A 24,098-nucleotide genomic window follows, 5' to 3' on the forward strand; every position below is an offset into this window, starting at 1 on the left:
AAAGCAGCGCTTCCTCTATTTGGCTGAGTGGGTGGAATAACGAACAGCAACTTCTCTCCAGATGTCTTTTCTAAAAAAGGAATTTTTAAGAAAAGACAGCAAACAGTGAAGTTTTTTGTGTTTTGTTGTATAATGCAAATTACTGAAAAGTTGCGACCTTCAAATCGTAGATGATTTCAGAATCTATAATTGAAATGATGGTGAAACGATCATGTCTAACGAAAACACCCGTGTGGTGGTTGGAATGAGTGGCGGGGTAGACTCGTCAGTAACAGCACTTTTGCTGAAAGAACAAGGGTATGATGTTGTCGGGATCTTTATGAAAAATTGGGATGATACCGATGAAAACGGTGTTTGTACCGCAACAGAAGACTACAAAGACGTAGCCAAAGTGGCTGCGCAAATCGGGATTCCTTATTATTCAGTGAATTTCGAAAAAGAATATTGGGACCGTGTATTTGAATATTTTCTTGCAGAATACCGTGCCGGACGGACGCCAAATCCAGATGTCATGTGTAACAAGGAAATCAAGTTCAAAGCCTTTTTGGATTATGCGATGGATCTTGGTGCCGACTATGTAGCAACTGGCCATTATGCGCAAGTGACCGTTGATGAAAACGGCGTAACTCATATGTTGCGAGGCGTGGATAACAACAAAGATCAAACGTATTTCTTAAGCCAATTGTCACAAGAACAATTGAGCAAAACCATGTTCCCACTAGGCGGCATGGAAAAATCAGAAGTACGAGCGATCGCTGAACGGGCAGGTCTAGCAACAGCCAAGAAAAAAGATTCCACGGGTGTCTGCTTTATCGGAGAAAAGAATTTCAAACAATTTTTGAGTAATTACTTGCCAGCGAAAAAAGGCAATATGGTTACATTAGATGGTGAAGTCAAAGGACAACACGATGGCTTGATGTACTACACCATCGGACAACGTCAAGGCTTAGGCATTGGCGGCGGCGGTGCCACTCAAGAACCATGGTTTGTCGTAGGAAAAGACTTAGCGACCAACACTTTGTATGTGGGACAAGGATTCCATCACCCCGCTTTGTATGCAGATCGCTTGGAAGCAAGCCAAATCCACTTTACTACAGAACAAGACCGCGGCACGGAATTTTCATGCACAGCAAAATTCCGCTACCGTCAACAAGATGTACCGGTAACCGTGCGTCTATTAGATGGAGATCGAGCAGAAGTGATTTTTGACGAACCAGTACGCGCCATCACTCCGGGACAAGCAGTCGTTTTTTATGACGGCATGGAATGCTTGGGCGGCGGTTTGATCGATGCAGCCTACAAAGAAGCCAAAGAATTACAATATGTTTAACACCTAACAAAATCAGCCCTAGCTAAGAACACTGAACCAATCAGTTGCACTTAGCTAGGGCTTTTTTTTAATCAATTCGAAAATACGACTAGAGCGAGCGCGTTCTATTTTTAAAAAATAGTCAAATTATGCTATAATTTATTCAGAAAATGAATGTTTTTGATGCATTGGCATTTTTAAAAGAAAGGGGGAGGTGCATGAATCGTACAAGAGCCAACCTCATGAAATGAGGGGAGGTTAGTGCCGTAGGGTTGGTAATGCTTCATCAGAATCAGGTCATTTCAAGCCAAATCAACCAACTTGCCTTAGCCGTACTATTTGGTTTAGCAGGGTATTTGCTTGTTTTTAAAAAGTTCTGCTTTTTGTCCGCTCAGATTGCGGAGCATTCCGATCAGTATAACCAAGCAGAAGTCAAGTGAGGCAAAATTGCGGGAGTGGTCGCCTTCTATATTGCTCTGATCAATTTGATTTTGGTCTTTGTGTGAGTGTAGCGGAAAAAAATGCCAAAAGAAATCTTTGACGGAAAATGGTTTGCTTTGGTCATGATCGATCATCAAATTCGGCTTGATGTGCTTGAAAAAAGCGGTAATACTGCTGGACATTAGCTAACTGCGTCCACTTCCGAACATCGACAGGTGTTTGATCCAAATCATAGATTTTGGCTTCCTTTAAAGATAAAACGAAAGGACTATGGGTAGCAATAATGAATTGGCACTGTTCATAGCGGGCGAAATCTTCCAGTAACTGCACCAGTTCCAACTGACGATCAGCAGAAAGGGAATTTTCTGGTTCATCTAATAAGTAAAGGCTGTCGGGACGAATCTTTTCTTGAAAGAAGCGAAAGGCACTTTCACCATTGGAATATTCTCGGACGTTGTCGATCAAGTGCTTGCGGGTGAATTTGGACTGTGTGTTGGATCGTGCGAGATTGATTTTCTTCAATTCATGGTAATCGTCAAAACCTGTGAAACGAAAGTCCGCATACTTTGCTTGGTAGTATTCTTGAAACACTTCTTCTCGGCGATGATCGATCCCTTGATTTAAGTTTCGAATATCCAGCATGAAGTCAAAGACGTCATCGCTGGTCAAAAGCACTTTTTCTTGCGGTTCGTCGTTGCTACGAGCAGTACAGTAGGATAAATAGTCCTCGAAAAAATTCGACCGATTATACGCAGCAAAGCGCTGCGCGTGGATCTTTTCGGCAATCACGTTCAATGCAGTGGTTTTGCCAGAACCATTGCCGCCATATAAAATCGTGATTGGTTCAAAATCGATCTGCTGAAAACGGCGGGCACTGAGAATCTGAAAAGGGTAGTAAGAATCATAGACAGTCCGTTGGATAGAAAGGAAAAAATCAAACTCGGTTTCTTGATCGGGAAAAGTGATTTGTTCGAGATACATGGGGCACCTCCTGGCAGTTTCATGGTTGCCATTATTGTAGCATATCCATCACAGATAAATTTTTTTTTGCGAGGTTAAAATAAATCTTGTTTGATATTTTTTTAATCTTTTCCTGTTATATTCACAACAGGAAACTTCTGTGCTAGACTATAAGGGCATAGAAATGATGTAATCTTAAGCAACCGATAAAACGTACAAAAAAACGAAGGTTTAATGAATTCTTTAAGCGATGTTTAAATGCTGAAACTTATTCCTTGCAAGTTTAAGTAAAAGTGACTAATATGGGGAAGGAATCGTGAAAGGAGCAATGGAATGTATCAAGTAGTAGTCATGTATGGGGACAATGAACCGTGGTGGTTTTTTGAGGGATGGCAGTCAGATATTCAAGAGGCGTTCACATTTGCAACTTTCAGCGAGGCGCAGTCATTTTATGAACAAAAATGGCAAGAAATCAGAGAAGAGTATTCGTACATAAATGCAAAATCAAACTTTATGACGGCTTTTTGGAATGAAGAAGACGAACGCTGGTGCGAAGAATGCGACGATTACCTCCAACAATATATTGGACTGGCATTGCTCAAAGAATATCAGCAAGTCGTCGACGAAAGCAGGAAAGATTTTTATGAAACAACTAATTCTAGCGGAAAAGCCAAGCGTTGCCAAAGACCTCAGCAAAGTTTTGGGCTGTGAGCAAAAACATAAAAATTATTACGAAGGACCCAAGGCGATCGTTACTTGGGCCCTTGGTCATTTATTGGGCTTGAAAATGCCTGAAGATTTAAACAAAGAGTGGGCATCATGGCAGATGGAAACGTTACCGATGATCCCTAAGTCCATCGGGATCAAGCCGTTGCCAAAAACCGGTCATCAACTAAAAGCCATCAAACAATTGGCTCAAAGAAAAGATGTCGGGGAAGTCGTGATCGCTACCGATGCGGGAAGAGAAGGGGAGCTAGTCGCTCGCTGGATTTTGGAGTGGGTTCGTTTTGACAAACCAGTCAAACGTTTGTGGATTTCTTCGCAAACCCCTAAAGCCATCAAAGAAGGCTTTGCAAAATTGCAGTCAGCCAAGCACTACGACAATCTTTACTACTCCGCCCTTGCGCGGGCAAAAGCCGACTGGCTGGTAGGGTTGAATGTCACGCGGGCATTGACGGTCAAATATCAAGACAATCTTAGTGCGGGTCGGGTCCAAACCCCTACCTTAGCTTTGGTGCGCAGTCAGGAAATGCAAATCGAGAGTTTCCGTCCGCAAACCTATCATGTGATTACCCTAAACGTAGGCGATGCCAAGGCCCGCCTGCAGCAAAAAAATCCCTATCAACTAAAAGAACGCAGCGACGCCGAAGCATTGGTCAAGCAAATGAGTCAACAAAATGGTCGCGTGACAGCGATCGAAGAAAAGGTCAAAACAGAAAGTGCACCATTGCCCTACGATTTGACCGAGATCCAACGAGAAGCCAATCAGCGTTATGGATTTTCAGCCAAGAAGACCTTGTCGCTTGTTCAAAGCTTGTATGAAACCCATAAAATCGTCACTTACCCAAGGACGGATTCCAAGTATTTGACTAATGATATGAAGGCAACCATGAAGGAACGCCTGCAGGCAGTTGCGGATTTTGCCCCAGAAGTCAAAGGATACTTGAAAAATGGCGGACAAGTGGTGCAGCAAGCTGTCTTCAATGATAAAAAAGTCACCGATCACCATGCCCTATTGCCAACGGAACAGCGGGCACGTTATGAAAAATTAACTACCGATGAACAACGGATCTATCAAATGATCGTTAGTCGTTTCTTAATGCTCTTTGCGAAACCCCATAAAAAGCAGCAGCAGAAAGTGACCGTGACCTTTGGTTCAGAAACCTTTGTATTCAACCGCAATACCGTGTTAGAAGCGGGATGGAAAACGACTTCTGAAGAAGAAACCAGTGACATAGCTTGGCAAAAAGGCAGTACCGTCAAGCCTGAGTTCACCATCCAGAAAGAGTTGACCACACCACCGAAACCGTTGAATGAAGGAACTCTTTTAGGTAAAATGGAAAAACATAGTCTCGGTACGCCGGCAACCCGTGCGGAGATCATTGAAAAGCTGATCAAATCTGAGCTGATGGAGCGGACCCCAAGCGGCTTGCAAGTATCGCCAAAAGGCAAGCAGTTGTTAGTCTTAGTCAATCCTTCCTTGGTGACACCAGAGTTGACGGAAAAATGGGAGAAGGAACTGGAAGCCATCGCGAAAGGCACCTACTCTGCCCAAACCTTCCTCGCGCAAATCGAAGCAGACACTAAACAATTGGTTAAAGAAATCAAGCAAAGTGAGAGCAAGTACCAAGATTTCTCATTGACCCAAAAACGGTGTCCAGAATGCGGCGAACCATTGCGGGAGAAAAATACCCGTGATGGCAAGATCTATGTTTGTTCCAGTGGCACCTGCAAGTACCGTCGTCGGAAAGACCCGAAAGTTTCAAACCGACGTTGCCCGCAATGTCACCGAAAGATGGAGATCATTGAGGGCAAAAATGGCGCCTATTTCCGCTGTAAATTCGATGGGACCACCGAAAAAATGGCGGATAAAAAAGAGCGCAGCAAAAAGCTGTCGAAACACGAAGAACGCCGCTTGATGAATAAAATCAATCAAGAAGAACCGCAAGAAAGCCCATTAGCAGCTGCTTTAAAAGCTGCTATGGAGAAGAAATAACTGAATGAGGTAGAAAATAAAAAAGAGTGAGGACGATTTTGCTGTCTCTCACTCTTTTTTTGTATCCATTCATTCAACTAGGCATTTTTTTGACGGTATTCTTTCGGTGAGATACTTTCTTTCTTCTTGAACAAAAAGGAAAAATAATTTGGGTCATTATAGCCAACATCAAAGGCGATCTCAGATAGCCGTAGATTGGTCGTTAACAGCAGTTCCTTAGCTAAGGTCAATCGTTGCTCGGTCAAGTATTCGATAAACGTAGAATCAGTGGCTTGCGAGAAGATGGTGCTGAAGTGCGCCGGACTCAAATGAACTTTTTCAGCAACTACATTTAAGGAAATATTGGGATCAGAAAAGTGCTCACTGATAAAGGCTTTGGCTTGATTGATGACGCTTTGATATTTCGCCATTGCAGGATTGATGGGTTGTTTGGTCAATAGCGGCAACAGTTCTGCCAGAGTCGTTTGATAGTTCTCTGGCTCATGGGTCAATGCCGCTAGATAGTCTAAGTCATGGGCGTGCTGAACGATCTGGGGCAGCGAATGACTGTCTTTTTTCTTCAATAATGCCAGCAATTCGACCAAGACGAACAAACGGTACATTTGCGTTCGCTCAACGGTCCCTTGAGGCGCCATCAATTCATCGGTCAGCTCAGGGATCGTCTGTTTCCCAGCATTTGCCAGTCTTGAAGCAAGATCGGTTTTGAAAGGATTGGTGGGGGACAGTTCCCCTTCCCGAATGTCATCTTCATAGCTGATGATTTTTTCCTTGCGGATGCTGCCATAGGTTTTTAGCATGTCACGAGCTTTCTGATAAGAAAGAGGGATGCCCGAGAAACGATCTGCTATAGGTCCGATCGCCACTGCCACTTCTTCCCCAGAACCATGAACGAGGCTTTGAGCGATCTGATAGGCTTTTTCTAAAACTTGTTCTCGGTCATGGTCAAAAAGTAAAAACTTGATGAAGCGGCTAGAGACACTGGAGAACAAGACGGCATCATCTTGCTCATAGGCTTTGGTCAGCTGCTGGCTAAAGCGAGTGTAGTCAGAAAAACTTTGATTGAAGGGGGTTTTTGCTAACAGCACACAAAACTGTTTGCCTGAAAAGCGCCGTCCCAGTTCTTCTGCTTGCAAAAAAGCTTCTGAGATCGTGATCTTTTGTTTAAAGAGATGATTCAGAAAGTGATTTTTTTTGATTTCCATTTCGAATAAATCGTCTTCTTTGGATAATTGCTGATGGGTGGTTTGTTGTTCATCTAAGTGTTGAACGACGGTTTTGATGGCTTGTTCTAATTCTTCGTTTTTGATGGGCTTGAGTAAGTAATCGTCTGCTTGCAGCTGCAGTGCCGTTTTTGCATAGTCAAAATCATCAAAGCCGCTAACAAAAATAATGCGAACTTGCGGCAATAATTTTTTGGCTTCTTTCGCAAAGACCAAGCCATCCATAAACGGCATTTTGATATCGCTGATAATAATATCCGGACGCAGATCAAGGATCGAAGCTAGCGCCAATTCGCCATCGGCGGCTTCATCGCTATAAACGATCGGGTATTGTTTGGCGAGAGTCATGATTTGGTGGCGTAAACTATCGCGAATCAGATGTTCATCTTCAACTATGAACACTTTGTACATGGTTGGGTTCCTCCCTTTTTGGTACTGTGACGTTAATCGTGGTGCCTTCTTGGTATTGACTGTGGATCGTCAGTTGCGCTTCGCTGCCGTAGTTCAGCTGGAGACGGCGATAGACGTTATATAGGCCATAGCCGCTCTCAGAGGCGGGATCAGTGGTTTCTTTAAGGTTACGACGAATCTCCTCCAAACGGTCAGGGTCGATCCCAATGCCGTTGTCACTGATGGTCATTTGAATCTGGTGAGGCAATTCTGACACTGTAATTCGAATCATGCCGACGCGACGGACAAACTTGGTGCCATGATAAACGGCGTTTTCAACTAGGGGCTGCAGGACCATTTTCAAAACCTGCAGTTCTGGACTGACGGTTTGATCTTCGATGGTGTAAGACAGCATCCTACCATAGCGAATCTGCAAAATCTTCAAGTAATCGCCCACATGCCGCAATTCTTTTTCCAAAGGAATCCAGTCTTGCCCTTTGCTTAAGGAGATACGGAAAAAATCCGATAACGCATAGGTCATTTCCGTTGCTTGCTCGTAACGGGCAGCTTCAATCAAAGAAACGATCGCATCTAAACTATTATAGATGAAATGTGGGGTAATCTGGGCTTGTAAGACCCGCACCTCACTTTGGGCTAAGTGATACTGCTTCAAGGCATTTTCTTCCAAGAGCCGGGTCAAGTCATCTGCCATTCGATTCAAGCTACTCGTCAAGGTCCGCAGTTCTGGGGTTTCTGGCAGTTCTGCTCGGTAGCTCAAATGTCCTTGGGATAGTTCGTTGGAAAGATCTAATAACCGATCCAATGGGTCTTGCAGATTGTCCCGAACAAAGCGCCGGTTTTTATTGATGATCGCAAAGATGATCAAAAGCAACACGACTTGAAAAAGGATCAGTAACAATACCGATTGGACTAGTTCGTGATTGGTTTGGCTGGCTAAGCTGATCTCTACCCCGACGAATTGCTGCAAAATATCGGATAGCAAATCGATCACCGAATCCACTTGGATCATGACGTATTGGTTTTTTTCCACCGGCTCATCCTTGAGAATATTGTCGATCAACTGTTGCTGATAGGTTTCTAAAGAATCGAGCGTCCGAAAGGCGACCGCTAAAATATTGAGCTCTTTCGCAGTGCTGGTATTTTCTTGGATGTGTTGCAGGTCGCTCCTCAATTCCTCAATTACATTGGTTTCTTGGACTTGTTCGACGGTTTTTTGGCCAAAGACTAAGTCCCACATTTCTTCCAAGACAATGGCATCGACTTTTTCCGATAGTTGATTGGCTTCTTCAATATTGTTGATGGTATTTTGGTAAATGAAAATCTGCCGTGAGTAAAACACACTACTTAGTACGAGGGGAATAAAGGCGACGAGGATCATCAGTTTATTCGTCTGTTGAAAGATGCCCTTGATACTTTTTGTTTTCATCTTCATCTCCTCAATAATTTCTCGGTGGAATCTGATCGAAATCCATGTCACTGGAAAAAACCGTTTCATGGACATAGATTTCACGAGGGATGGCATCGGCGCCGCGAGCCAAGTAGCGAGAGATGGCATTTTTGACGAACACCCCGGCATCTGGGTTGCACTCAACGACACAATTGACCACTCCTTGCTTCAATTTATCGATCATTTCTTTTTGAGCATCGATCGATACGATCACTAAATCCTTCCCCGGCTCAATATCGGTTTTTTCTAAGGCTTCTAGGGCACCCAACGTCATCTCATCATTGTGGCTGAACAAGACATCAATCTGTTCCATTTTGCCTGCTTCGATGTATTGTTCGATGACTTCTTTGCCTTTACGGCGGATGAAATCGCCGTTTAATTCGTCTACGACTTGGATCGTCACATTGTTATGGGCATAATCACGCTTGATGGTTTCTCGGAACCCTTCTGAGCGCAAATACGTCGGGGACGTAGCATCCAGTCCCGTCAATTCTAAAACATTGACTGTTTTGTTCTCATGCTCTTTATAATAATTACTAACGTAGAGACCTGCACGATTGCCCTCGGCTTTGAAGCTTGGCCCGATATGGGTCAAAAATAAAGAGGGATCGCTGACATTGACATGTCGATCTACCACGAAAACGGGAATCCCAGCTTGGGCCGCTTCTTCCAAAATCGGTTCCCAATTGTTTTCCTGAATGGGGGTAAAGACGATGGCATCGACTTGATACACGATAAAATTACGGATATCTTGGATCTGTCGCTCTTGATTCATATAACCGTTACGATAAAGGACTTCATAGCCTTCCTTCTCTAATTCAGTGCGGATCGATTCCGTATGGCGTTTACGCCAGCTGCTTTCCGTTCCCGACTGGGAAAAACCGATCACAATACTTTCTTCCGCTGTTTCAGTGGTTGTTTCTTTGTTTGCTTGGCAACCAGCCAAGCAAGCTAGAAACAAACAGACGAACAACCCAATTTTTATATTCCTCATTTTTTTCACCTCTATGGTCTATTCTACTAAAAAATACGGAAGCGCTTTACACAAAATATCAAATCAAATAAAAACCAAGGGAATCTTAAAAAATCCAAGATTCCGAAGAGAAAAGGGGGTAACTGGGCCGTTTTTTCTCAAGAAATCCAAGAAACCTCGAAAAAATCTAAATGTAAGCGATTCCTTAACTAGCTATACTGAATATGTAAGAAAAAGACATGGAGGGATCACAATGAAAGGTACTTTTGGTAAATTGGTCGTCCTAGCATCCACCTTATTGGTTGGTGGATTGTTAGCAGCTTGTGGGAATGGATCAGATAGCGGGGCAAACGGTGACGGAGACAAAGGATTTGTTGGGATCGCGATGCCGACCAAATCGGCAGAACGATGGATCGCAGATGGCAACAATATGGTAGAGGAATTAGAGAAGCTTGGCTATAAAACTGACCTGCAATATGGAGAAGACAAAGTAGAAAACCAAGTGGCACAAATTGAGAACATGATCACCAAAGGCGTTGATACTTTAGTGATCGCCTCGATCGATGGTTCGGCACTGACGGACGTGTTGGAAAAAGCCCATAACGAAGACATCACAGTCATCGCCTATGACCGTTTACTGATGAACTCGGAATACGTCGATTATTATGCCACCTTTGATAATTTTGGAGTCGGCGTGCTGCAAGCGTCTTATATTGAAGACAAATTAGGCCTCAAAGATGGTGAAGGACCATTTAACATTGAATTATTCGGCGGTTCTCCAGATGATAACAATGCACTGATCAATTATAATGGGGTCCTTTCGGTTTTCCAACAATACTTTGACAGCGGACAGCTAGTCGTTCCTTCCGGTCAAACCAACTTCAACCAAATCGCTACCTTGCGTTGGGATGGTTCAACCGCGCAAGCTCGGATGGACAATTTGTTGAGTGCCAACTATACGGATCAAACATTGGATGCTGTTCTTTCACCTTATGATCCAATCAGCCTAGGAATCATCTCATCGCTTAAAGGTGTGGGCTATGGTTCCTCTGATAAACCACTGCCTGTGATCACCGGTCAAGATGCGACGGTGGCAGGAGTGAAATCAATCATCGCGGGCGAACAAACCCAAACGATTTTTAAAGATACACGGGTGTTAGCGAAAAACACGATCGAAATGATCGAAGCCATCACCAATGGCGAGGAAGTGCCGGTCAACGATACTGAAACCTATGATAATGGCGTCAAAGTCGTACCAACCTACTTGTCAAATCCTGTTTCTGTGGATAGCGACAACTACAAAGAAGAATTGATCGATACCGATTACTATACAGAAGAAGAGCTGGGCATTTAAGCAAGGAGTGCAGATCCAGCGAGAAAAGATGCTAGTTTCCCCTAAAGCAGCAGGGAAGAACGAATCATCCCCAGTATTCGTTCTTTCCGCTTTTCTTACAAAGGGAGCGCATCACTTTTACATAAAAAGGAAAAGGGTGAAAGAACATGGCAGATAATATTTTGATGATGAAAGGCATCGTCAAAGAGTTTTCAGGGGTTCGCGCCCTTGATAACGTCAACCTCTCGATCGAGCGAGGAGAGATCCACGCACTGTGTGGAGAAAATGGCGCTGGCAAGTCCACGCTGATGAATGTCTTAAGCGGACTCTATCCTTACGGCAGCTATGATGGAGAGATCTATTATGAAGGGGAGTTATGCAAGTTCAAAGATTTGCGGGACAGTGAGGACAAAGGAATTGTTATTATTCATCAAGAGTTAGCCTTAAGTCCTTACCTGTCGATCAAAGAAAATATCTTTCTAGGAAATGAACAAGCCAAACACGGCATTATTGATTGGGATCTGACCGAAAAGAAAACAGATAACCTCTTAAAGATCGTTGGCTTGAAATTAGACCCGAATACGCTGGTTTCACAAATCGGTGTCGGGCATCAACAGCTGGTGGAAATTGCCAAAGCATTTTCAAAATCCGTCCGATTGTTGATTTTAGATGAACCAACCGCGGCGTTGAATGAAGAAGAAAGTGCCAATCTGTTAGAGCTGATCAAAGAGTTTCGCAACCAAGGGATCACCTCGATCATTATCTCCCACAAGCTGAATGAAATCGTCAATGTGGCGGATCGCATCACGATTTTACGAGACGGGCAAACGATCGAGACGCTGAGCGGGGCCGAAATCTCTGAAGAGCGTATCATTCGCGGTATGGTTGGGCGAGATTTGACCAATCGTTACCCAGAGCGGAAACCCGCTATTGGTGAACCGTTTTTTGAAGTCAAAAATTGGACGGTCCATCATCCAATCGACCATACCCGTGTGGTGAATGAAAATTTGAACTTGATGATCCGCAAAGGAGAGATCATCGGCATCGCCGGTTTGATGGGTGCGGGACGGACAGAGTTTGCCATGAGTGTCTTCGGTCATTCCTATGGCAGTTCGATTTCGGGGGAAGTCTATAAAGACGGCCAACCGATTTCTGTCAAAGACGTGCCAACCGCCATCAAAAATGGGTTAGCCTATGTGTCGGAAGACAGAAAAGCGTTGGGCTTGAATCTGCTGATGGATATTCGCGAGAACACCACCATCGCTAGTCTTGCCAAAATCAGCCGCCAAGGGGTCATCGATAAAGAAAAAGAAGTCACGATGGCAGAAGAATTTCGCAAAAAAATGCGGACGAAAACCAATTCAATCTATCAAAACGTTGGCAGTTTGAGTGGTGGGAATCAGCAAAAAGTCGTTTTGGCAAAGTGGCTGATGACCACACCAGATATCTTATTTTTAGATGAACCGACCCGCGGGATCGATGTCGGGGCGAAGTACGAAATCTATACGATCATCGAAGAGATGGCAGCAGCTGGCAAAGCCATCTGTATCATCTCCTCGGAGTTACCAGAACTATTAGGCATGTGCGACCGGATCTACACGATGAACGAAGGCCGCTTCACGGGCGAAGTGTTACGGGAAGAGGCAGACCAAGAACGATTGATGAATCTAATGACACTAGAAGAGAGTGGGGTTTGAGATGGAAACAACCAATAAATTAAAAAAAGAACGCAGCCATTCGCTGAAAGAAAAGGCACTGGAAATCTTTAGCAAATACAGTATGATCATTATCTTAGCAGTATTATTGGTGGCCTTTCAGCTCATGACCGACGGAATTTTCTGGCGGCCGCTGAATATCACCAACCTCGTGTTGCAAAACAGTCATATTCTCGTTTTAGCAGCCGGTATGCTTTTGGTCGTCTTGTTAGGACATGTCGATCTATCCGTAGGCTCCGTGATGGCGTTTGTCGGTGCGATTGCAGGCGTCTTGATGGTCAATAACGGCATCAGTCCTTGGTTGGCAGTGCCTCTTTGCTTACTGATGGGCGCAGTGATCGGTGCCTGGCAAGGCTTCTGGGTCGCGTATGTCGGTATCCCAGCATTTATCGTGACCTTGTCTGGTTTACTAATGTTTCGAGGATTGACCCAAGTCGTCTTAGGCGGTCAATCATTGGCACCGTTTCCCAAGGCATTCCAACAAATTTCCACCGGCTATTTGCCAGATATTGCAGGCGGTCAGATCCATTTACTTTCCATGATTTTAGGTGTAGTGATCACGGGCATCCTGATTTTAGGCCAATGGCGGACCCGTGAGCGCCGCAAAAAAAATCTTTTTGAAGTGGAATCAATGGCAGCCTTTGCCTTTAAAGCCGTCTTTACTGCGGTTGTTTTTCTCGGTGCTACCTACATCTTTGCCTCTTATCAAGGGTATCCGATCATTTTGATCGTCTTAGGGGTGATCGTGGCTGCCTATGGATTTTTGACTAACAAAACCGTCGCTGGTCGGCAAATCTATGCAACCGGCGGCAACAAAAAAGCAGCCGAACTTTCGGGAATCAAGACGAAGAAAATCACCTTCTGGGTCTTCGTGAACATGGGGATGATGGCAGCTTTGGCGGGCTTGGTTTTAGCGGCTCGGTTGAATGCAGCCACACCGCAAGCGGGAACGTCAATGGAATTAGATGCAATGGCCGCAGTGTATTTCGGCGGTGCTTCTACCTCAGGCGGTATTGGTACTGTGATGGGGGCGATCGTTGGTGGTCTCGTGATGGGTGTCTTAAACAATGGGATGTCGATCTTAGGGGTCGGTGTCGATTGGCAGCAAGCCATCAAAGGGTTGATTTTGCTGCTGGCTGTCGTGCTGGATATCTACAATAAGAAAAAGAAAATTTCGTAGGAGGGCCTGTTTATGGAGGACCAAGCACAAAAGACGATTTTATTGATTTGTACCGCCGGCATCACTACGGGTCTCTTAGTGAAAAACATGCAGCGGGCCGCAGATGAAAAAGGGCTAGCTGTGCATATCTATTCGGCACCAGCCATCATTGCTGAACAGATCCTGCAGCAGCAAACAGTCGATGCTTTGTTGATCGGTCCGCAGTCGAAGTACGAAGTCAATCGATTAAAAGACTTTCTCATGGTCAAAGCGGTGCCATATAAATTAATCAAAGAAACAGATTACGAGCTGTTAGATGGCGAAGCTGTCCTTACAGACAGCCTGACCCTTTTACAAAACGATCGCTAGGCTCGCGTAAAAAGATGTGTCTTTTAGCGTTTGAATATGTTGTTTAGAGTAGTGCCTTGCGAATCCCCCAAGCAAGCACTACTCTTTTTATCGTAAAGTAGTTTGATCACCTGATAGGGAAGAACCGTCGATTGAATGCTGCTTCGGTCAGTTCTTGAGCTTTGTTTGCCAGTGAGTGGACAGATGACGGAAGTACAGTAAAGGCGGCGGATCTTTTCCAATGAGGAAACAGTCAAGAATCGATCTTGTATCTGTTTCTTTAAAGCAGCAAACAACTCATAGAATGGAGGAACAGATTATCGAACCAGCTGAACTTACCCAGATTCGCCCCAGTAAACGACAACTGCAGTGGCAGCAGCTGGAATTTTATGGCTTTATCCACTTTGGTCTCAATACGATGACCAATCGTGAATGGGGGCTCGGCAATGAGTCGCCAACGGTATTTGACCCGCAAAAGCTAGACTGTCATCAATGGGTTTCCACAATGAAGCAAAGCGGTATGCAGGGAATCATTTTGACCTGCAAACATCATGACGGCTTTTGCTTATGGCCAAGCCAGCACACTGCTTTCACAGTCGCTTCAACGCCCTGGCGCAATGGTCAAGGTGATTTAGTGAAAGAACTTTCTGATGCTTGCCGTCAAGCAGACCTGAAATTCGGCATTTATTTATCGCCTTGGGATCAGCATGAAGCTTGTTATGGAATGGGGCAAGTCTATGATGATTTTTATACGGCGCAGTTGACAGAACTTTTAACCAATTATGGTGATATATTCGAAATATGGTTAGATGGGGCCAATGGTGAAGGACCCAATGGAAAACGCCAAAACTATGATTGGGAACGGTATTATCAAGTGATTCGTGAGCTGCAACCCAATGCAGTGATTGCGGTTTGCGGACCGGATGTCCGTTGGGTAGGAAACGAAGCGGGGCAAACCAGACTTCAAGAATGGAGTGTGGTGCCAGCAGCATTAAAGGATGCTGAAAAAACAGCGAGTCATTCGCAAAAAGCCGATAGCACAGCGTTTCGGCAATCGATTTCCAGTATGGAAATCGATTTAGGAAGCCGACAAGCGCTGAAAAAGTACGGCATTAAAGAAGCTGCCGAATTGGCTTGGTACCCTGCTGAGGTCAACTTATCGATTCGCCCCGGCTGGTTTTATCATCCATCAGAAGACCAACAAGTAAAAAGCGGCGCTGAGCTCTGGTCTTTTTACAAGCAGATCGTTGGGGGCAATAGTTCTTTTCTACTTAATGTGTCGCCGATGCCGGATGGTATGATCCATCCAACGGATCAAAAGGCATTGCAGCAATTAGGTCACTCGATTAAACAATTGAAAGAGGTGACGACTGAAAGGAACGGCACGTTTGCGAGCTCTTCAACCAGTGTGTCCAGCAGAATGGATAAGCTCCAACTATCTCAAGCGTTTGGCCAGTATTGGAAACCGGACTTGGAAGACAAACGGCCATGGCTGACCCTACATTTTGCAGAACCGGTCGTCATCAATTCACTTGTATTGAAGGAAGCGATTCAATATGGGCAACGGGTAGAAAAAGCAAAAATTTTTCTGCAAACTGTAGCAGGACCACAGTTACTGACCGAAATAGTGACGATCGGCTATCAAAAAATCATCAGCTTTGAAGCGGTCGGCGTGTCTGCTGTCAAAATCGTTTTTACTCAAGTTCGGCAAACACCGATCATTCAAACCATGGCCGCGCGCTATGTGCCTCAGGAAGAATAAAGTAACCCAAAAACAGACAGTCGGCTGACTGTCTGTTTTTGAGGGATACAAATAAGGAATAAAAGTGGATATTAGTTAAATGCGACTGCCTAGGGGGCAAATCCGAGAACAGTGCATGGTAACTACAAATTAAGGAAGTGTGATGACATTTTCTGAATCTTTGTCGAAGAAATGCGCTTTGTTGATGTTGAAAGCTAAATCAACTGTTTCACCTGGACGGTGGAAGTCGCGGGCATCAACTTTCGAGATAAATTCAGTCGCACCTACACGTGTATAAAGCATTGTTTCTGCACCTAATAGTTCAGATACGACCACTTCAGCACGTACAGTTGCTTCAGGAGAAGCTTCCAATGCGATTTGTTCACTGTGGATATCTTCTGGACGAATACCAAAGACTAATTGTTTGCCTTCGTAGCCTTTTTCAACAAGAATCTTATTCTTGCCTTCAGGAATACGTAAATTCAAACTTTGACCATCAGAGATCATACCGTTATTCAACGTAACATTGAAGAAGTTCATTGCTGGTGAACCGATAAAGCCGGCAACGAAAATATTTTTCGGCGTGTTGTAGACTTCTTTTGGTGAACCGATTTGTTGAATGAAGCCATCTTTCATGATAACGATCCGGTCAGCCATGGTCATCGCTTCTGTTTGGTCATGGGTTACGTAGATCGTCGTTGTTTCTAAACGTTGGTGTAATTTTGCGATTTCCGCACGCATGGCAACCCGCAATTTCGCATCTAAGTTTGACAACGGCTCATCCATTAAGAAGACTTTGGCATCACGAACGATGGCACGGCCTAAGGCAACCCGTTGACGCTGACCACCAGAAAGGGCAGCAGGTTTACGATCTAAGTATTCTGTCAAACCTAAGATCTCAGCGGCATTTTCTACGCGTTTTTTGATTTCTTCTTTGTCGTATTTACGCAATTTCAAACCAAATGCCATGTTGTTGAAAACAGTCATATGGGGATACAATGCGTAGTTCTGGAAAACCATCGCGATGTCGCGGTCTTTTGGTGCTACATCGTTCATTACTTTTCCACCGATGCTCAATTCGCCTTCAGAAATATCTTCTAAACCAGCGATCATTCGAAGGGTTGTTGATTTTCCGCAACCAGAAGGTCCAACGAAAACGATAAATTCGCGATCCGCGATATCTAAATTAAAATCAGTTACCGAATACGCATCATTATTGTCATATTTTTTGTGGATATTTTTTAAGGCCATTTCTACCATTGGGATTACCTCTTTCCATTTAGTTTACATGAATAGCATAAATGAAAACGCTTCGAATGCGCAACGGAAACCTGCACAAGAAAAAAACGTTTTCTTGTGCAGGTTGTTTAATTGCTCTGATGGGTGAATTGGTCGATCAGTAAATAGCAAAGCAGCAGATCATCCATATTTTTTAAATTTAAACGTGTCAGTGTTTGAAACTTATCGATCTTATATAGGAGAGAATTCCGATGCATAAACAGTTCTTTGGCAGTGGAACTCGCATTGCCTTGATTGCGCCACAGTGATTGAATGATCGTTTCGGTCTCTTCTTCAAACCAATCTAGATACAAGGTACGAAACAAGGAAATATACTCGGAAAAGCCATTGCGAAAAAGAGCGAAGACCACTTTGGGCAGATCCATACTTTTACTGGTAGTTTTCGTTTTTAACTCATTTTTAAACAGGGTAGATTCACTCGTCCATAAGGTAGTGAAGTCGTGGCGTGGGTGATGGAAGGGGCCAACGAACAGCTGGGAATAGCAGTCGAAATCCATATCCAAAGCCACGAATAAGCCGTCGAGATCTTCGATGGGTAAATTAGTGTCGTCTTGTTTTTCTACGATCACCGCATGGTCTTCGGTGAGGAAAAAAAGATCCACCACGCTAGGGAGCATTTGCTGGATCTCTGCGAGCCATTCGGATTGCAAGGAGTCAATGGTTCGGGTGAAATGAACTTGCAGCATTCGGACCCACGTTTGGTCTTGAACGGGCTGATGTTCAAATAAAATCGGATACCATGGATGGTTTCGGTTATCGATTTCTGGTTGCAAAGAGCCGTTTCCCAGTTGGATCAGCAGTTTTTCACTGTCACTTAATTGGTCAGTTGGCAGCCAAATATATTTTTTGCCGAAAGCGATGGATTCGATGTCCTTCGTTGTGGATACTTTGTCATGCAGCGTTGCCTGGGGGAAACGCGCTTTGATGTCATTAAAAGAAAAAATGAGAAAGACCTCCTTTGAGATACTCTACGTATTCTTCATTTAGTATAGCATGTTCTAAAAAAACCGTTCAAAATTTTCCCAGAAAAAAGCACAGCCCTTCACCGAAATCTCTGCCTTTGCATGGCAGGAGGACTGCTTTTTTCCCGAAGCGATGGCTTCTATAATCCTAACAGTTGTTTTTTCTTTAAGGCAAATTCTTCTTCAGTCAAAATTCCTTCGTCGACCAGCATTTTCAGTTCGCGAAGATCAGCAATGACCTGTTCCGTCGGGGTTACAGTTGGTCGCGGGGGCAGTATCGCATGCTCACGGGGGAAGTTAGTGAGATAGCGCTGTATGATCCGAGCAATCAGCAGGTCTTTTTCGGCAAAGCAAAGGGAGTGGTTTGGTTCCGTCCTTCTGCGAGAATGGGTTTCTCTGATTGCCCCGCCGCCAATATACAGTTCCAAGAAGCCATTGCCTTTCCAAAGACCAGATTCAGCAACTTCTTTCAGACTGACACTGGTGATCTGGGGAATCTGCAAAACCTGCTTTTCTTTCTTTTTGTAGTCGATGATCGTGAGGGTATCTTCTGCGATGATCCAAGCATCACGATATTGATAGGAAAGTAATTTGATTTTACCAGCCTCTTCATCCACGTAACTTTTGGCTGATTGTCCGCCAAGTGCTGCCAAATGATCCGTTAAAAATTCATAGGCTTTTTGGGCATCGATTCGATTGGTGAAATAAAGCAGATGAGAATTACCTGGTACCTGCAGTCGGAGGTAGTCCACTAAGAGACCTTTGCCTATATGTAATTCCACATCGGCAATTTTTGCCATGGGAATCTTTTCATCCGGGATTTTTGGATGGGTGTTGTTTATCCAGACGCCTTTTTTCGTAATGAACCAACGACAGCTAGCATCATGTCTGCGATTCTCTCGATATTTTTTTGAATACAGAATGATTGGTGCCTCATGATTTTCATTCATATTTCTCGTCAAAGTGTTTGCCTCCTTCATAGAAATAACTAACTATTTATTCAATTATACAACAAATTTAATCTTGTTTATTTTTATTATGAGTAAAATCGAGGTGTATTATCGTTTGGAATTTTTTCTCTATTACTTTTTCAGAAAAATTAGTATAGCAGCAATTGACAAGGAAGCGGTTTCTTGGTATCTTAGATGTACGGACAACTTTTGAAAGATGGGATTAAAATGGCGAATAAGTACGAACAACTTGCGGATATCTTAAGAGAAAAGATCCGCTTAGGCACCTATCAAGAAGGCGATGCGATCCCTTCAGAAGCAACCTTACAGGAAGAATTTCATTATAGCCGCCACACGGTGCGCCAAGCGATCGCTGTTTTGGTCAATGAAGGCTATTTAAGAAAAGAACGGGGCTCAGGCACCTACGTTTCAAAACCTGAGACTGTCAATCATAAAAACCGCAAAACGATTGGGATCATCATGACCTATTTGTCTGATTATATTTTCCCATCGATCATGCGTGGCGTGGAGCAGACATTGCGGGAGCAAGGCTACTCACTGCTTTTAGGCTCAACCAACAATGACCATGAGCAAGAAAGAGCGTGCTTGCAGCAAATGATGGATCAAGGGGTAGAGGGGTTGATCGTTGAACCAACTAAGAGCAGCCAATACAACCCGAATCTTGCCTATTATGTCGCACTCCAAGAAGCTGGGATTCCTCTCGTCATGATCAATGCCTATTACGAAGAACTAGACTTGCCGCATATTTGTGTCAACGATACACGTTCTGGGTTTTTAGCAACCAATTATCTATTAGAACAACAGCATCAGCAGTTGATGATGATCACGAAAATCGATGACTTACAAGGGAAATATCGGATGAAAGGGTTTGTCAAAGCGTTGACTCAAGCCAAGCGGACGTTTGCAGCAGAAGACGTCTTGACGTATACGACGGAGACGAAAGAATCCGTTATTGAACAAGCGATCCAGCGCTTGACGGCTGCCGATAATCAAGTCACAGGCATCGTTTGTTACAACGATGAGATCGCGCATCGTTTGATTCAAGCATTGACGGCTGCTGGGAGGAACGTTCCTACTGATTTTTCGATCGTAGGAAACGATGACTCGCCCCTTAGCACCTTGTCCACACCGACGATCACCACACTGACTCACCCGAAAGAAGCGATGGGGGAATTGGCAGCACAATGGATCACTACAGGGAAGGCAACAGAAGCACAACGCTTTTATTTTGAACCAGAGCTGATCGTTCGCGGTTCAGTCAATAACCAAAAAGGAGAGTAAGAAGATGACGCAACAAGTAAGGCAAGCAATTATTGACGGGCGCACGTCTCTTGGGATCGAGCTAGGCTCGACACGGATCAAAGCTGTCTTGATCGATGAGCGGTTTCAGACGATCGCTTCTGGCAGCTTTGAATGGGAAAATCAATTGGAGCAAGGGATTTGGACCTACTCGCTAGAAGCGATTTGGCAAGGACTGCAAGCCAGCTACCAAGAGTTGGCGCACAATATCCAGCAGCAATTCGAGGTACCTTTGACGACGATCGGCAGTATCGGTTTTTCTGCAATGATGCACGGCTATATGGCCTTTGATCAGCAAGGCACGCTGTTGGTCCCTTTTCGGACATGGCGCAATGCAATCACGGAAGAAGCAGAAAAAGCTTTGACGGCATTGTTCCAATACAACATCCCGCAGCGTTGGAGTATCGCGCACTTGTATCAAGCGATTTTGAATCAAGAAGCTCACGTACCAGAGGTCGCTTTTTTCACTACCTTAGCCGGCTATGTCCATTGGCAGCTGACAGGGGAAAAAGTTATCGGAATCGGTGATGCATCTGGGATGTTCCCAATCGATAGTACGACAAAAAACTATGATGCGAATATGCTGCAGCAATTTGATGCGCAAATCAGCAGTCAGGGGTATCCTTGGCAGATCAAAGACCTTTTGCCACAAGTGTTGACAGCAGGCGAACCAGCCGGCACATTGACGGCAGAAGGCGCAAAAAAACTCGACCCAACCGGTACCTTGCAAGCCGGCATCCCGTTATGTCCGCCAGAAGGCGATGCGGGCACTGGCATGGTTGCCACGAATAGTGTGGCACAGCGAAGCGGGAATGTTTCAGCCGGGACGTCGGCTTTTGCCATGATCGTCTTAGAAGAACCCTTAACGCAAGTGTATCCAGAGATCGATTTGGTCACGACGCCTTCTGGTGATTTGGTGGGGATGGTCCATACGAATAACTGTACCTCGGAGATCAATGCCTGGGTCAAACTTTTCCGCGAATTTGCCGACGCAGCTGGAATGAAACTCTCCACGGAAGAATTGTTTGCGACCTTGTTCAACGAAGCATTGAAAGGGGATTCAGACTGTGGTGGGATGCTCTCTTATGGCTATTATTCTGGTGAAAATATCACCAAGATCCCTGAAGGACGACCGCTTTTCGTCCGATCGCCAGAGAGTTCTTTTACTTTAGCAAATTTTATGCGCTTACATCTGTTTAGTGCCTTTGGTGCGATGAAGATCGGGATGAAGATTCTGGAAGCCGAAGACGTCGCCCTCGATCGAATCGTTGGTCACGGTGGGATCTTCAAGACGCCAGAAGTTGCCCAGCGTGTCTTGGCAGCTGTCATGGAAGCGCCAGTTACGGTCCTGGAAACGGCTGGTGAAGGCGGCGCCTGGGGGATCGCCCTTTTAGCAGCATACCTTCGCCGCCACACGCCAGAACAATCCTTGGCCGCATTTTTAGCAGATCAAGTGTTTAAAAATGATCACGGCGTGACGTTAGCCCCAACGGAAGCGGACATTCAGGGATTTACCGTCTTTACCCAACGTTACCAAGCAGGGTTGCCGATCGAGCAAGCGGCAATCGATGCGTTGATTTAAAAAGAAAGAAGGGAATTTTGTGTTAGAAGGATTAAAAGAAGAAGTCTTTCAAGCCAATTTGGCATTGCCGAAGCAAGGATTGATCAAATACACCTGGGGCAATGTGTCAGCAGTGGATCGCCAACAGCAGTTGTTTGTCATCAAACCTAGCGGTGTTGACTATGAAACCATGCAAGCCAGTGATATGGTGGTTTGTGATTTTGAGGGCAACGTAGTGGAAGGAGCGAAAAATCCTTCCTCCGACACGCCGACGCATGCCGTTTTATACAAAGCATTTCCAGAAATTGGTGGGATCGTCCATACCCATTCTACTTGGGCGACGAGCTGGGCTCAGGCAGGACTCGATCTGCCAGCGATGGGCACGACCCATGCCGATACGTTTTATGGAGCAGTCCCCTGTGCCCGCTTTTTGACGCAAGCCGAGATCGATGAAGGCTATGAAGCACAAACAGGACAGGTGATCGTCGAAACCTTTAAGGAACGCGGCATCACGCCAGAAGAAATTCCTGGTGTCTTGCTTCACGGTCATGGACCGTTTACCTGGGGCAAAACGGCGGATGCGGCGGTGATGAACGCAGTGGTCTTAGAAGAAGTCGCCAAGATGAATTTTATCACGCGCCAGCTGAACAGTTACGCACCCGAATTGCCGCAGCGGGTCTTAGACAAACATTATTTACGCAAACATGGAGAAAATGCCTATTACGGGCAAAAATAACGAAAAAGGAGCAAGCAGAATGTTAGAAATCGGGAAAAAAGAATTTTGGTTCGTCGTAGGATCACAGCACTTATATGGAGAAGAAGCATTACAAGAAGTACGGGACCATGCAGAAGAAATGGTCAAAAGCTTAAATGACAGCTCAAAGCTGCCTTATCCAGTCGTTTTACAAGAACTCGCTGTTACTGCCGATACGATTACGAAAATCATGAAAGAAGTCAACTATCGGGATGAAGTCGCTGGGGTGATCACCTGGATGCACACCTTCTCACCAGCAAAAATGTGGATTCGCGGCACGAAATTATTACAAAAACCATTGCTGCACCTTGCCACTCAATACAATGAACAAATTCCATGGGAAACCATCGATATGGACTTTATGAACTTGAACCAAGCGGCTCATGGTGACCGAGAATATGGATTTATCAATGCCCGTTTGAAAAAACAAAACAAAATCGTTGTCGGTTATTGGAAAAATGAAGCCATCCAAAAAGAAATTGCTGCTTGGATGGACGTGGCAGTCGGCTACAATGAAAGCTTCCAAATTAAAGTCGCTCGTTTTGGCGACAACATGCGTAACGTTGGGGTGACGGAAGGCGACAAAGTCGAAGCACAGATCCAATTTGGTTGGACCGTTGATTATTTTGGGATCGGCGATTTGGTACAAGTTGTCGATACGGTGACTGACGAAGAAATCGATGCACTCTTTGAAGGATACAGCCAGCTGTATGATTTCGATTATGGCGATTACGACAAAGAAGAGTGGGCACGTCATGTCAAAGCACAAGCCAAACAAGAAATCGGTCTGCGCCGCTTCCTTGAAGCAGGCGGCTATACGGCATTCACCACGAACTTTGAAGACTTGTATGGTATGCAGCAGTTGCCTGGTTTAGCTGTACAACGCTTGATGGCAGAAGGCTATGGGTTTGCCGGTGAAGGGGACTGGAAAACAGCCGCTATTGACCGTTTGATGAAAATCATGGCTCACAATAAAGCGACTGGCTTTATGGAAGACTACACCTATGAGCTGACACCAGGAAAAGAAGCCATCTTGCAATCCCACATGATGGAAGTCGATCCGGTATTAGCAGCCAGCAAACCAAAAATCGTGGTTTCGCCATTGTCGATGGGGGATCGTGAAGACCCAGCCCGGCTCGTCTTTGACGGCCAAGGCGGCGAAGGTGTCGTGGTTTCGATGGCCGACTTTGGCACTCACTACAAATTATTGATCAATGAAGTCGATGCCTTTGAGCCAACTGAAGAAGCACCAAAACTACCGGTTGCACGAGTAATGTGGACGCCAAAACCAAACTTCCACGATGGCGTCAAACAGTGGATCGAAACAGGCGGTGGCCATCACACCGTTGTCTCACTTGTCTTAAATTCTGATCAGATCGAAACATGGGCGAAACTTGTAGGATTAGAATACGTAACGATCAAATAAGTACACAATCACAAAAGGAACCGTTGGCTATGCCGGCGGTTTCTTTGCGTTTT

Annotated in this window: 20 protein-coding genes; 13 read left to right on the top strand and 7 right to left on the bottom strand. The window is 44.8% G+C overall.

The window, feature by feature from the left end; genetic code table 11:
- Window positions 1-211 precede the first annotated feature (211 nt).
- Window positions 212-1,330 carry a tRNA 2-thiouridine(34) synthase MnmA gene (gene mnmA, locus IGJ01_RS02060; RefSeq protein ID WP_026008140.1) on the top strand — a complete coding sequence of 373 codons (1,119 nt, stop codon included), beginning with the start codon at window positions 212-214 and terminating at the stop codon, window positions 1,328-1,330.
- A gap of 257 nt (window positions 1,331-1,587) precedes the next feature.
- The gene (locus IGJ01_RS02065) at window positions 1,588-1,749 is read left to right on the top strand and encodes a hypothetical protein (RefSeq protein ID WP_430601339.1); all 162 of its coding nucleotides are present in this window, start codon (window positions 1,588-1,590) and stop codon (window positions 1,747-1,749) included.
- Window positions 1,750-1,870: 121 nt separating this feature from the next.
- Here the strand turns inward: IGJ01_RS02065 and IGJ01_RS02070 are convergent, their stop codons facing one another.
- On the bottom strand, window positions 1,871-2,731 hold the full coding sequence (locus IGJ01_RS02070) for an AAA family ATPase (protein WP_430601340.1): 861 nt from the start codon (window positions 2,729-2,731) through the stop codon (window positions 1,871-1,873).
- 312 nt (window positions 2,732-3,043) lie between these two features.
- Here IGJ01_RS02070 and IGJ01_RS02075 point away from each other — a divergent pair, with 312 nt between their 5' ends.
- Entirely contained in the window at window positions 3,044-3,421 is a 378-nt protein-coding gene (locus IGJ01_RS02075; RefSeq protein ID WP_005227251.1) for a DUF1033 family protein, read from the top strand.
- Window positions 3,354-5,426 (top strand): DNA topoisomerase III, encoded by a 2,073-nt coding sequence (locus IGJ01_RS02080; RefSeq protein WP_005232250.1) that lies wholly within the window; start codon window positions 3,354-3,356, stop codon window positions 5,424-5,426. The genes IGJ01_RS02075 and IGJ01_RS02080 overlap by 68 nt, the downstream gene beginning before the upstream one ends.
- A gap of 77 nt (window positions 5,427-5,503) precedes the next feature.
- On the opposite strand, the gene IGJ01_RS02085 is transcribed toward IGJ01_RS02080, so the two are convergent.
- Genes IGJ01_RS02085 through IGJ01_RS02095 form a run of 3 tightly spaced genes read right to left on the bottom strand, consistent with a single transcriptional unit; the run spans window position 5,504 to window position 9,498 of the window.
- On the bottom strand, window positions 5,504-7,057 hold the full coding sequence (locus IGJ01_RS02085) for a response regulator (RefSeq protein ID WP_005232247.1): 1,554 nt from the start codon (window positions 7,055-7,057) through the stop codon (window positions 5,504-5,506).
- The gene (locus IGJ01_RS02090) at window positions 7,035-8,483 is read right to left on the bottom strand and encodes a histidine kinase (RefSeq protein WP_194199304.1); all 1,449 of its coding nucleotides are present in this window, start codon (window positions 8,481-8,483) and stop codon (window positions 7,035-7,037) included. Before IGJ01_RS02090 ends, IGJ01_RS02085 begins: the two co-directional genes overlap by 23 nt.
- A gap of 10 nt (window positions 8,484-8,493) precedes the next feature.
- On the bottom strand, window positions 8,494-9,498 hold the full coding sequence (locus IGJ01_RS02095) for an ABC transporter substrate-binding protein (protein ID WP_194199303.1): 1,005 nt from the start codon (window positions 9,496-9,498) through the stop codon (window positions 8,494-8,496).
- Between the two features lie 232 nt (window positions 9,499-9,730).
- Between IGJ01_RS02095 and chvE the strand changes: the two genes are divergently transcribed.
- The 5 genes from chvE to IGJ01_RS02120 all read left to right on the top strand — a co-directional run bounded on the left by chvE (window position 9,731) and on the right by IGJ01_RS02120 (window position 15,794).
- Window positions 9,731-10,831 (top strand): multiple monosaccharide ABC transporter substrate-binding protein, encoded by a 1,101-nt coding sequence (gene chvE / locus IGJ01_RS02100; protein ID WP_086372573.1) that lies wholly within the window; start codon window positions 9,731-9,733, stop codon window positions 10,829-10,831.
- A 146-nt stretch (window positions 10,832-10,977) separates the two neighbouring features.
- A complete protein-coding gene (gene mmsA, locus IGJ01_RS02105; protein ID WP_005232243.1) occupies window positions 10,978-12,507 on the top strand; it encodes a multiple monosaccharide ABC transporter ATP-binding protein in 1,530 nt (509 codons plus the stop codon).
- A 1-nt stretch (window position 12,508) separates the two neighbouring features.
- Window positions 12,509-13,705 carry a multiple monosaccharide ABC transporter permease gene (mmsB, locus tag IGJ01_RS02110; protein WP_005227258.1) on the top strand — a complete coding sequence of 399 codons (1,197 nt, stop codon included), beginning with the start codon at window positions 12,509-12,511 and terminating at the stop codon, window positions 13,703-13,705.
- A gap of 12 nt (window positions 13,706-13,717) precedes the next feature.
- Window positions 13,718-14,053 carry a PTS sugar transporter subunit IIB gene (locus tag IGJ01_RS02115; RefSeq protein ID WP_008376144.1) on the top strand — a complete coding sequence of 112 codons (336 nt, stop codon included), beginning with the start codon at window positions 13,718-13,720 and terminating at the stop codon, window positions 14,051-14,053.
- A 220-nt stretch (window positions 14,054-14,273) separates the two neighbouring features.
- A complete protein-coding gene (locus IGJ01_RS02120) occupies window positions 14,274-15,794 on the top strand; it encodes an alpha-L-fucosidase (RefSeq protein WP_430601341.1) in 1,521 nt (506 codons plus the stop codon).
- A 129-nt stretch (window positions 15,795-15,923) separates the two neighbouring features.
- Here IGJ01_RS02120 and IGJ01_RS02125 read toward each other — a convergent pair whose 3' ends face one another.
- The 3 genes from IGJ01_RS02125 to IGJ01_RS02135 all read right to left on the bottom strand — a co-directional run bounded on the left by IGJ01_RS02125 (window position 15,924) and on the right by IGJ01_RS02135 (window position 19,014).
- Entirely contained in the window at window positions 15,924-17,033 is a 1,110-nt protein-coding gene (locus tag IGJ01_RS02125) for an ABC transporter ATP-binding protein (protein WP_008376142.1), read from the bottom strand.
- Between the two features lie 107 nt (window positions 17,034-17,140).
- Window positions 17,141-17,845, bottom strand: a complete 705-nt coding sequence (locus IGJ01_RS02130) for a helix-turn-helix domain-containing protein (protein WP_223272959.1) — start codon at window positions 17,843-17,845, stop codon at window positions 17,141-17,143.
- 329 nt (window positions 17,846-18,174) lie between these two features.
- On the bottom strand, window positions 18,175-19,014 hold the full coding sequence (locus IGJ01_RS02135) for an SHOCT domain-containing protein (protein ID WP_087664832.1): 840 nt from the start codon (window positions 19,012-19,014) through the stop codon (window positions 18,175-18,177).
- A gap of 165 nt (window positions 19,015-19,179) precedes the next feature.
- Here IGJ01_RS02135 and IGJ01_RS02140 point away from each other — a divergent pair, with 165 nt between their 5' ends.
- Genes IGJ01_RS02140 through araA form a run of 4 tightly spaced genes read left to right on the top strand, consistent with a single transcriptional unit; the run spans window position 19,180 to window position 24,045 of the window.
- Complete coding sequence (locus tag IGJ01_RS02140; protein ID WP_430601342.1) at window positions 19,180-20,286, top strand: GntR family transcriptional regulator; 1,107 nt, start codon at window positions 19,180-19,182, stop codon at window positions 20,284-20,286.
- A 4-nt stretch (window positions 20,287-20,290) separates the two neighbouring features.
- The gene (locus tag IGJ01_RS02145; RefSeq protein WP_430601343.1) at window positions 20,291-21,886 is read left to right on the top strand and encodes a xylulokinase; all 1,596 of its coding nucleotides are present in this window, start codon (window positions 20,291-20,293) and stop codon (window positions 21,884-21,886) included.
- Between the two features lie 19 nt (window positions 21,887-21,905).
- Window positions 21,906-22,601, top strand: coding sequence for an L-ribulose-5-phosphate 4-epimerase (locus IGJ01_RS02150; RefSeq protein ID WP_008376133.1), 696 nt, complete (start codon window positions 21,906-21,908; stop codon window positions 22,599-22,601).
- Between the two features lie 19 nt (window positions 22,602-22,620).
- On the top strand, window positions 22,621-24,045 hold the full coding sequence (araA, locus tag IGJ01_RS02155; protein WP_430601344.1) for an L-arabinose isomerase: 1,425 nt from the start codon (window positions 22,621-22,623) through the stop codon (window positions 24,043-24,045).
- The last annotated feature ends 53 nt before the right edge of the window (window positions 24,046-24,098 follow it).

The sequence above is a fragment of the Enterococcus sp. AZ089 genome (genome assembly GCF_050547225.1).
GTDB lineage: Bacteria > Bacillota > Bacilli > Lactobacillales > Enterococcaceae > Enterococcus_D > Enterococcus_D entomosocium.

Bases quoted from the DNA above. Each gene is read 5' to 3' on its own strand.
- mnmA (WP_026008140.1), top strand. From the start codon at position 212: ATGTCTAACGAAAACACCCGTGTGGTGGTTGGAATGAGTGGCGGGGTA.
- IGJ01_RS02065 (WP_430601339.1), top strand. From the start codon at position 1,588: ATGCTTCATCAGAATCAGGTCATTTCAAGCCAAATCAACCAACTTGCC.
- IGJ01_RS02070 (WP_430601340.1), bottom strand. From the start codon at position 2,731: ATGTATCTCGAACAAATCACTTTTCCCGATCAAGAAACCGAGTTTGAT.
- IGJ01_RS02075 (WP_005227251.1), top strand. From the start codon at position 3,044: ATGTATCAAGTAGTAGTCATGTATGGGGACAATGAACCGTGGTGGTTT.
- IGJ01_RS02080 (WP_005232250.1), top strand. From the start codon at position 3,354: ATGAAACAACTAATTCTAGCGGAAAAGCCAAGCGTTGCCAAAGACCTC.
- IGJ01_RS02085 (WP_005232247.1), bottom strand. From the start codon at position 7,057: ATGTACAAAGTGTTCATAGTTGAAGATGAACATCTGATTCGCGATAGT.
- IGJ01_RS02090 (WP_194199304.1), bottom strand. From the start codon at position 8,483: ATGAAAACAAAAAGTATCAAGGGCATCTTTCAACAGACGAATAAACTG.
- IGJ01_RS02095 (WP_194199303.1), bottom strand. From the start codon at position 9,498: ATGAGGAATATAAAAATTGGGTTGTTCGTCTGTTTGTTTCTAGCTTGC.
- chvE (WP_086372573.1), top strand. From the start codon at position 9,731: ATGAAAGGTACTTTTGGTAAATTGGTCGTCCTAGCATCCACCTTATTG.
- mmsA (WP_005232243.1), top strand. From the start codon at position 10,978: ATGGCAGATAATATTTTGATGATGAAAGGCATCGTCAAAGAGTTTTCA.
- mmsB (WP_005227258.1), top strand. From the start codon at position 12,509: ATGGAAACAACCAATAAATTAAAAAAAGAACGCAGCCATTCGCTGAAA.
- IGJ01_RS02115 (WP_008376144.1), top strand. From the start codon at position 13,718: ATGGAGGACCAAGCACAAAAGACGATTTTATTGATTTGTACCGCCGGC.
- IGJ01_RS02120 (WP_430601341.1), top strand. From the start codon at position 14,274: ATGAGGAAACAGTCAAGAATCGATCTTGTATCTGTTTCTTTAAAGCAG.
- IGJ01_RS02125 (WP_008376142.1), bottom strand. From the start codon at position 17,033: ATGGTAGAAATGGCCTTAAAAAATATCCACAAAAAATATGACAATAAT.
- IGJ01_RS02135 (WP_087664832.1), bottom strand. From the start codon at position 19,014: ATGAAGGAGGCAAACACTTTGACGAGAAATATGAATGAAAATCATGAG.
- IGJ01_RS02140 (WP_430601342.1), top strand. From the start codon at position 19,180: ATGTACGGACAACTTTTGAAAGATGGGATTAAAATGGCGAATAAGTAC.
- IGJ01_RS02145 (WP_430601343.1), top strand. From the start codon at position 20,291: ATGACGCAACAAGTAAGGCAAGCAATTATTGACGGGCGCACGTCTCTT.
- araA (WP_430601344.1), top strand. From the start codon at position 22,621: ATGTTAGAAATCGGGAAAAAAGAATTTTGGTTCGTCGTAGGATCACAG.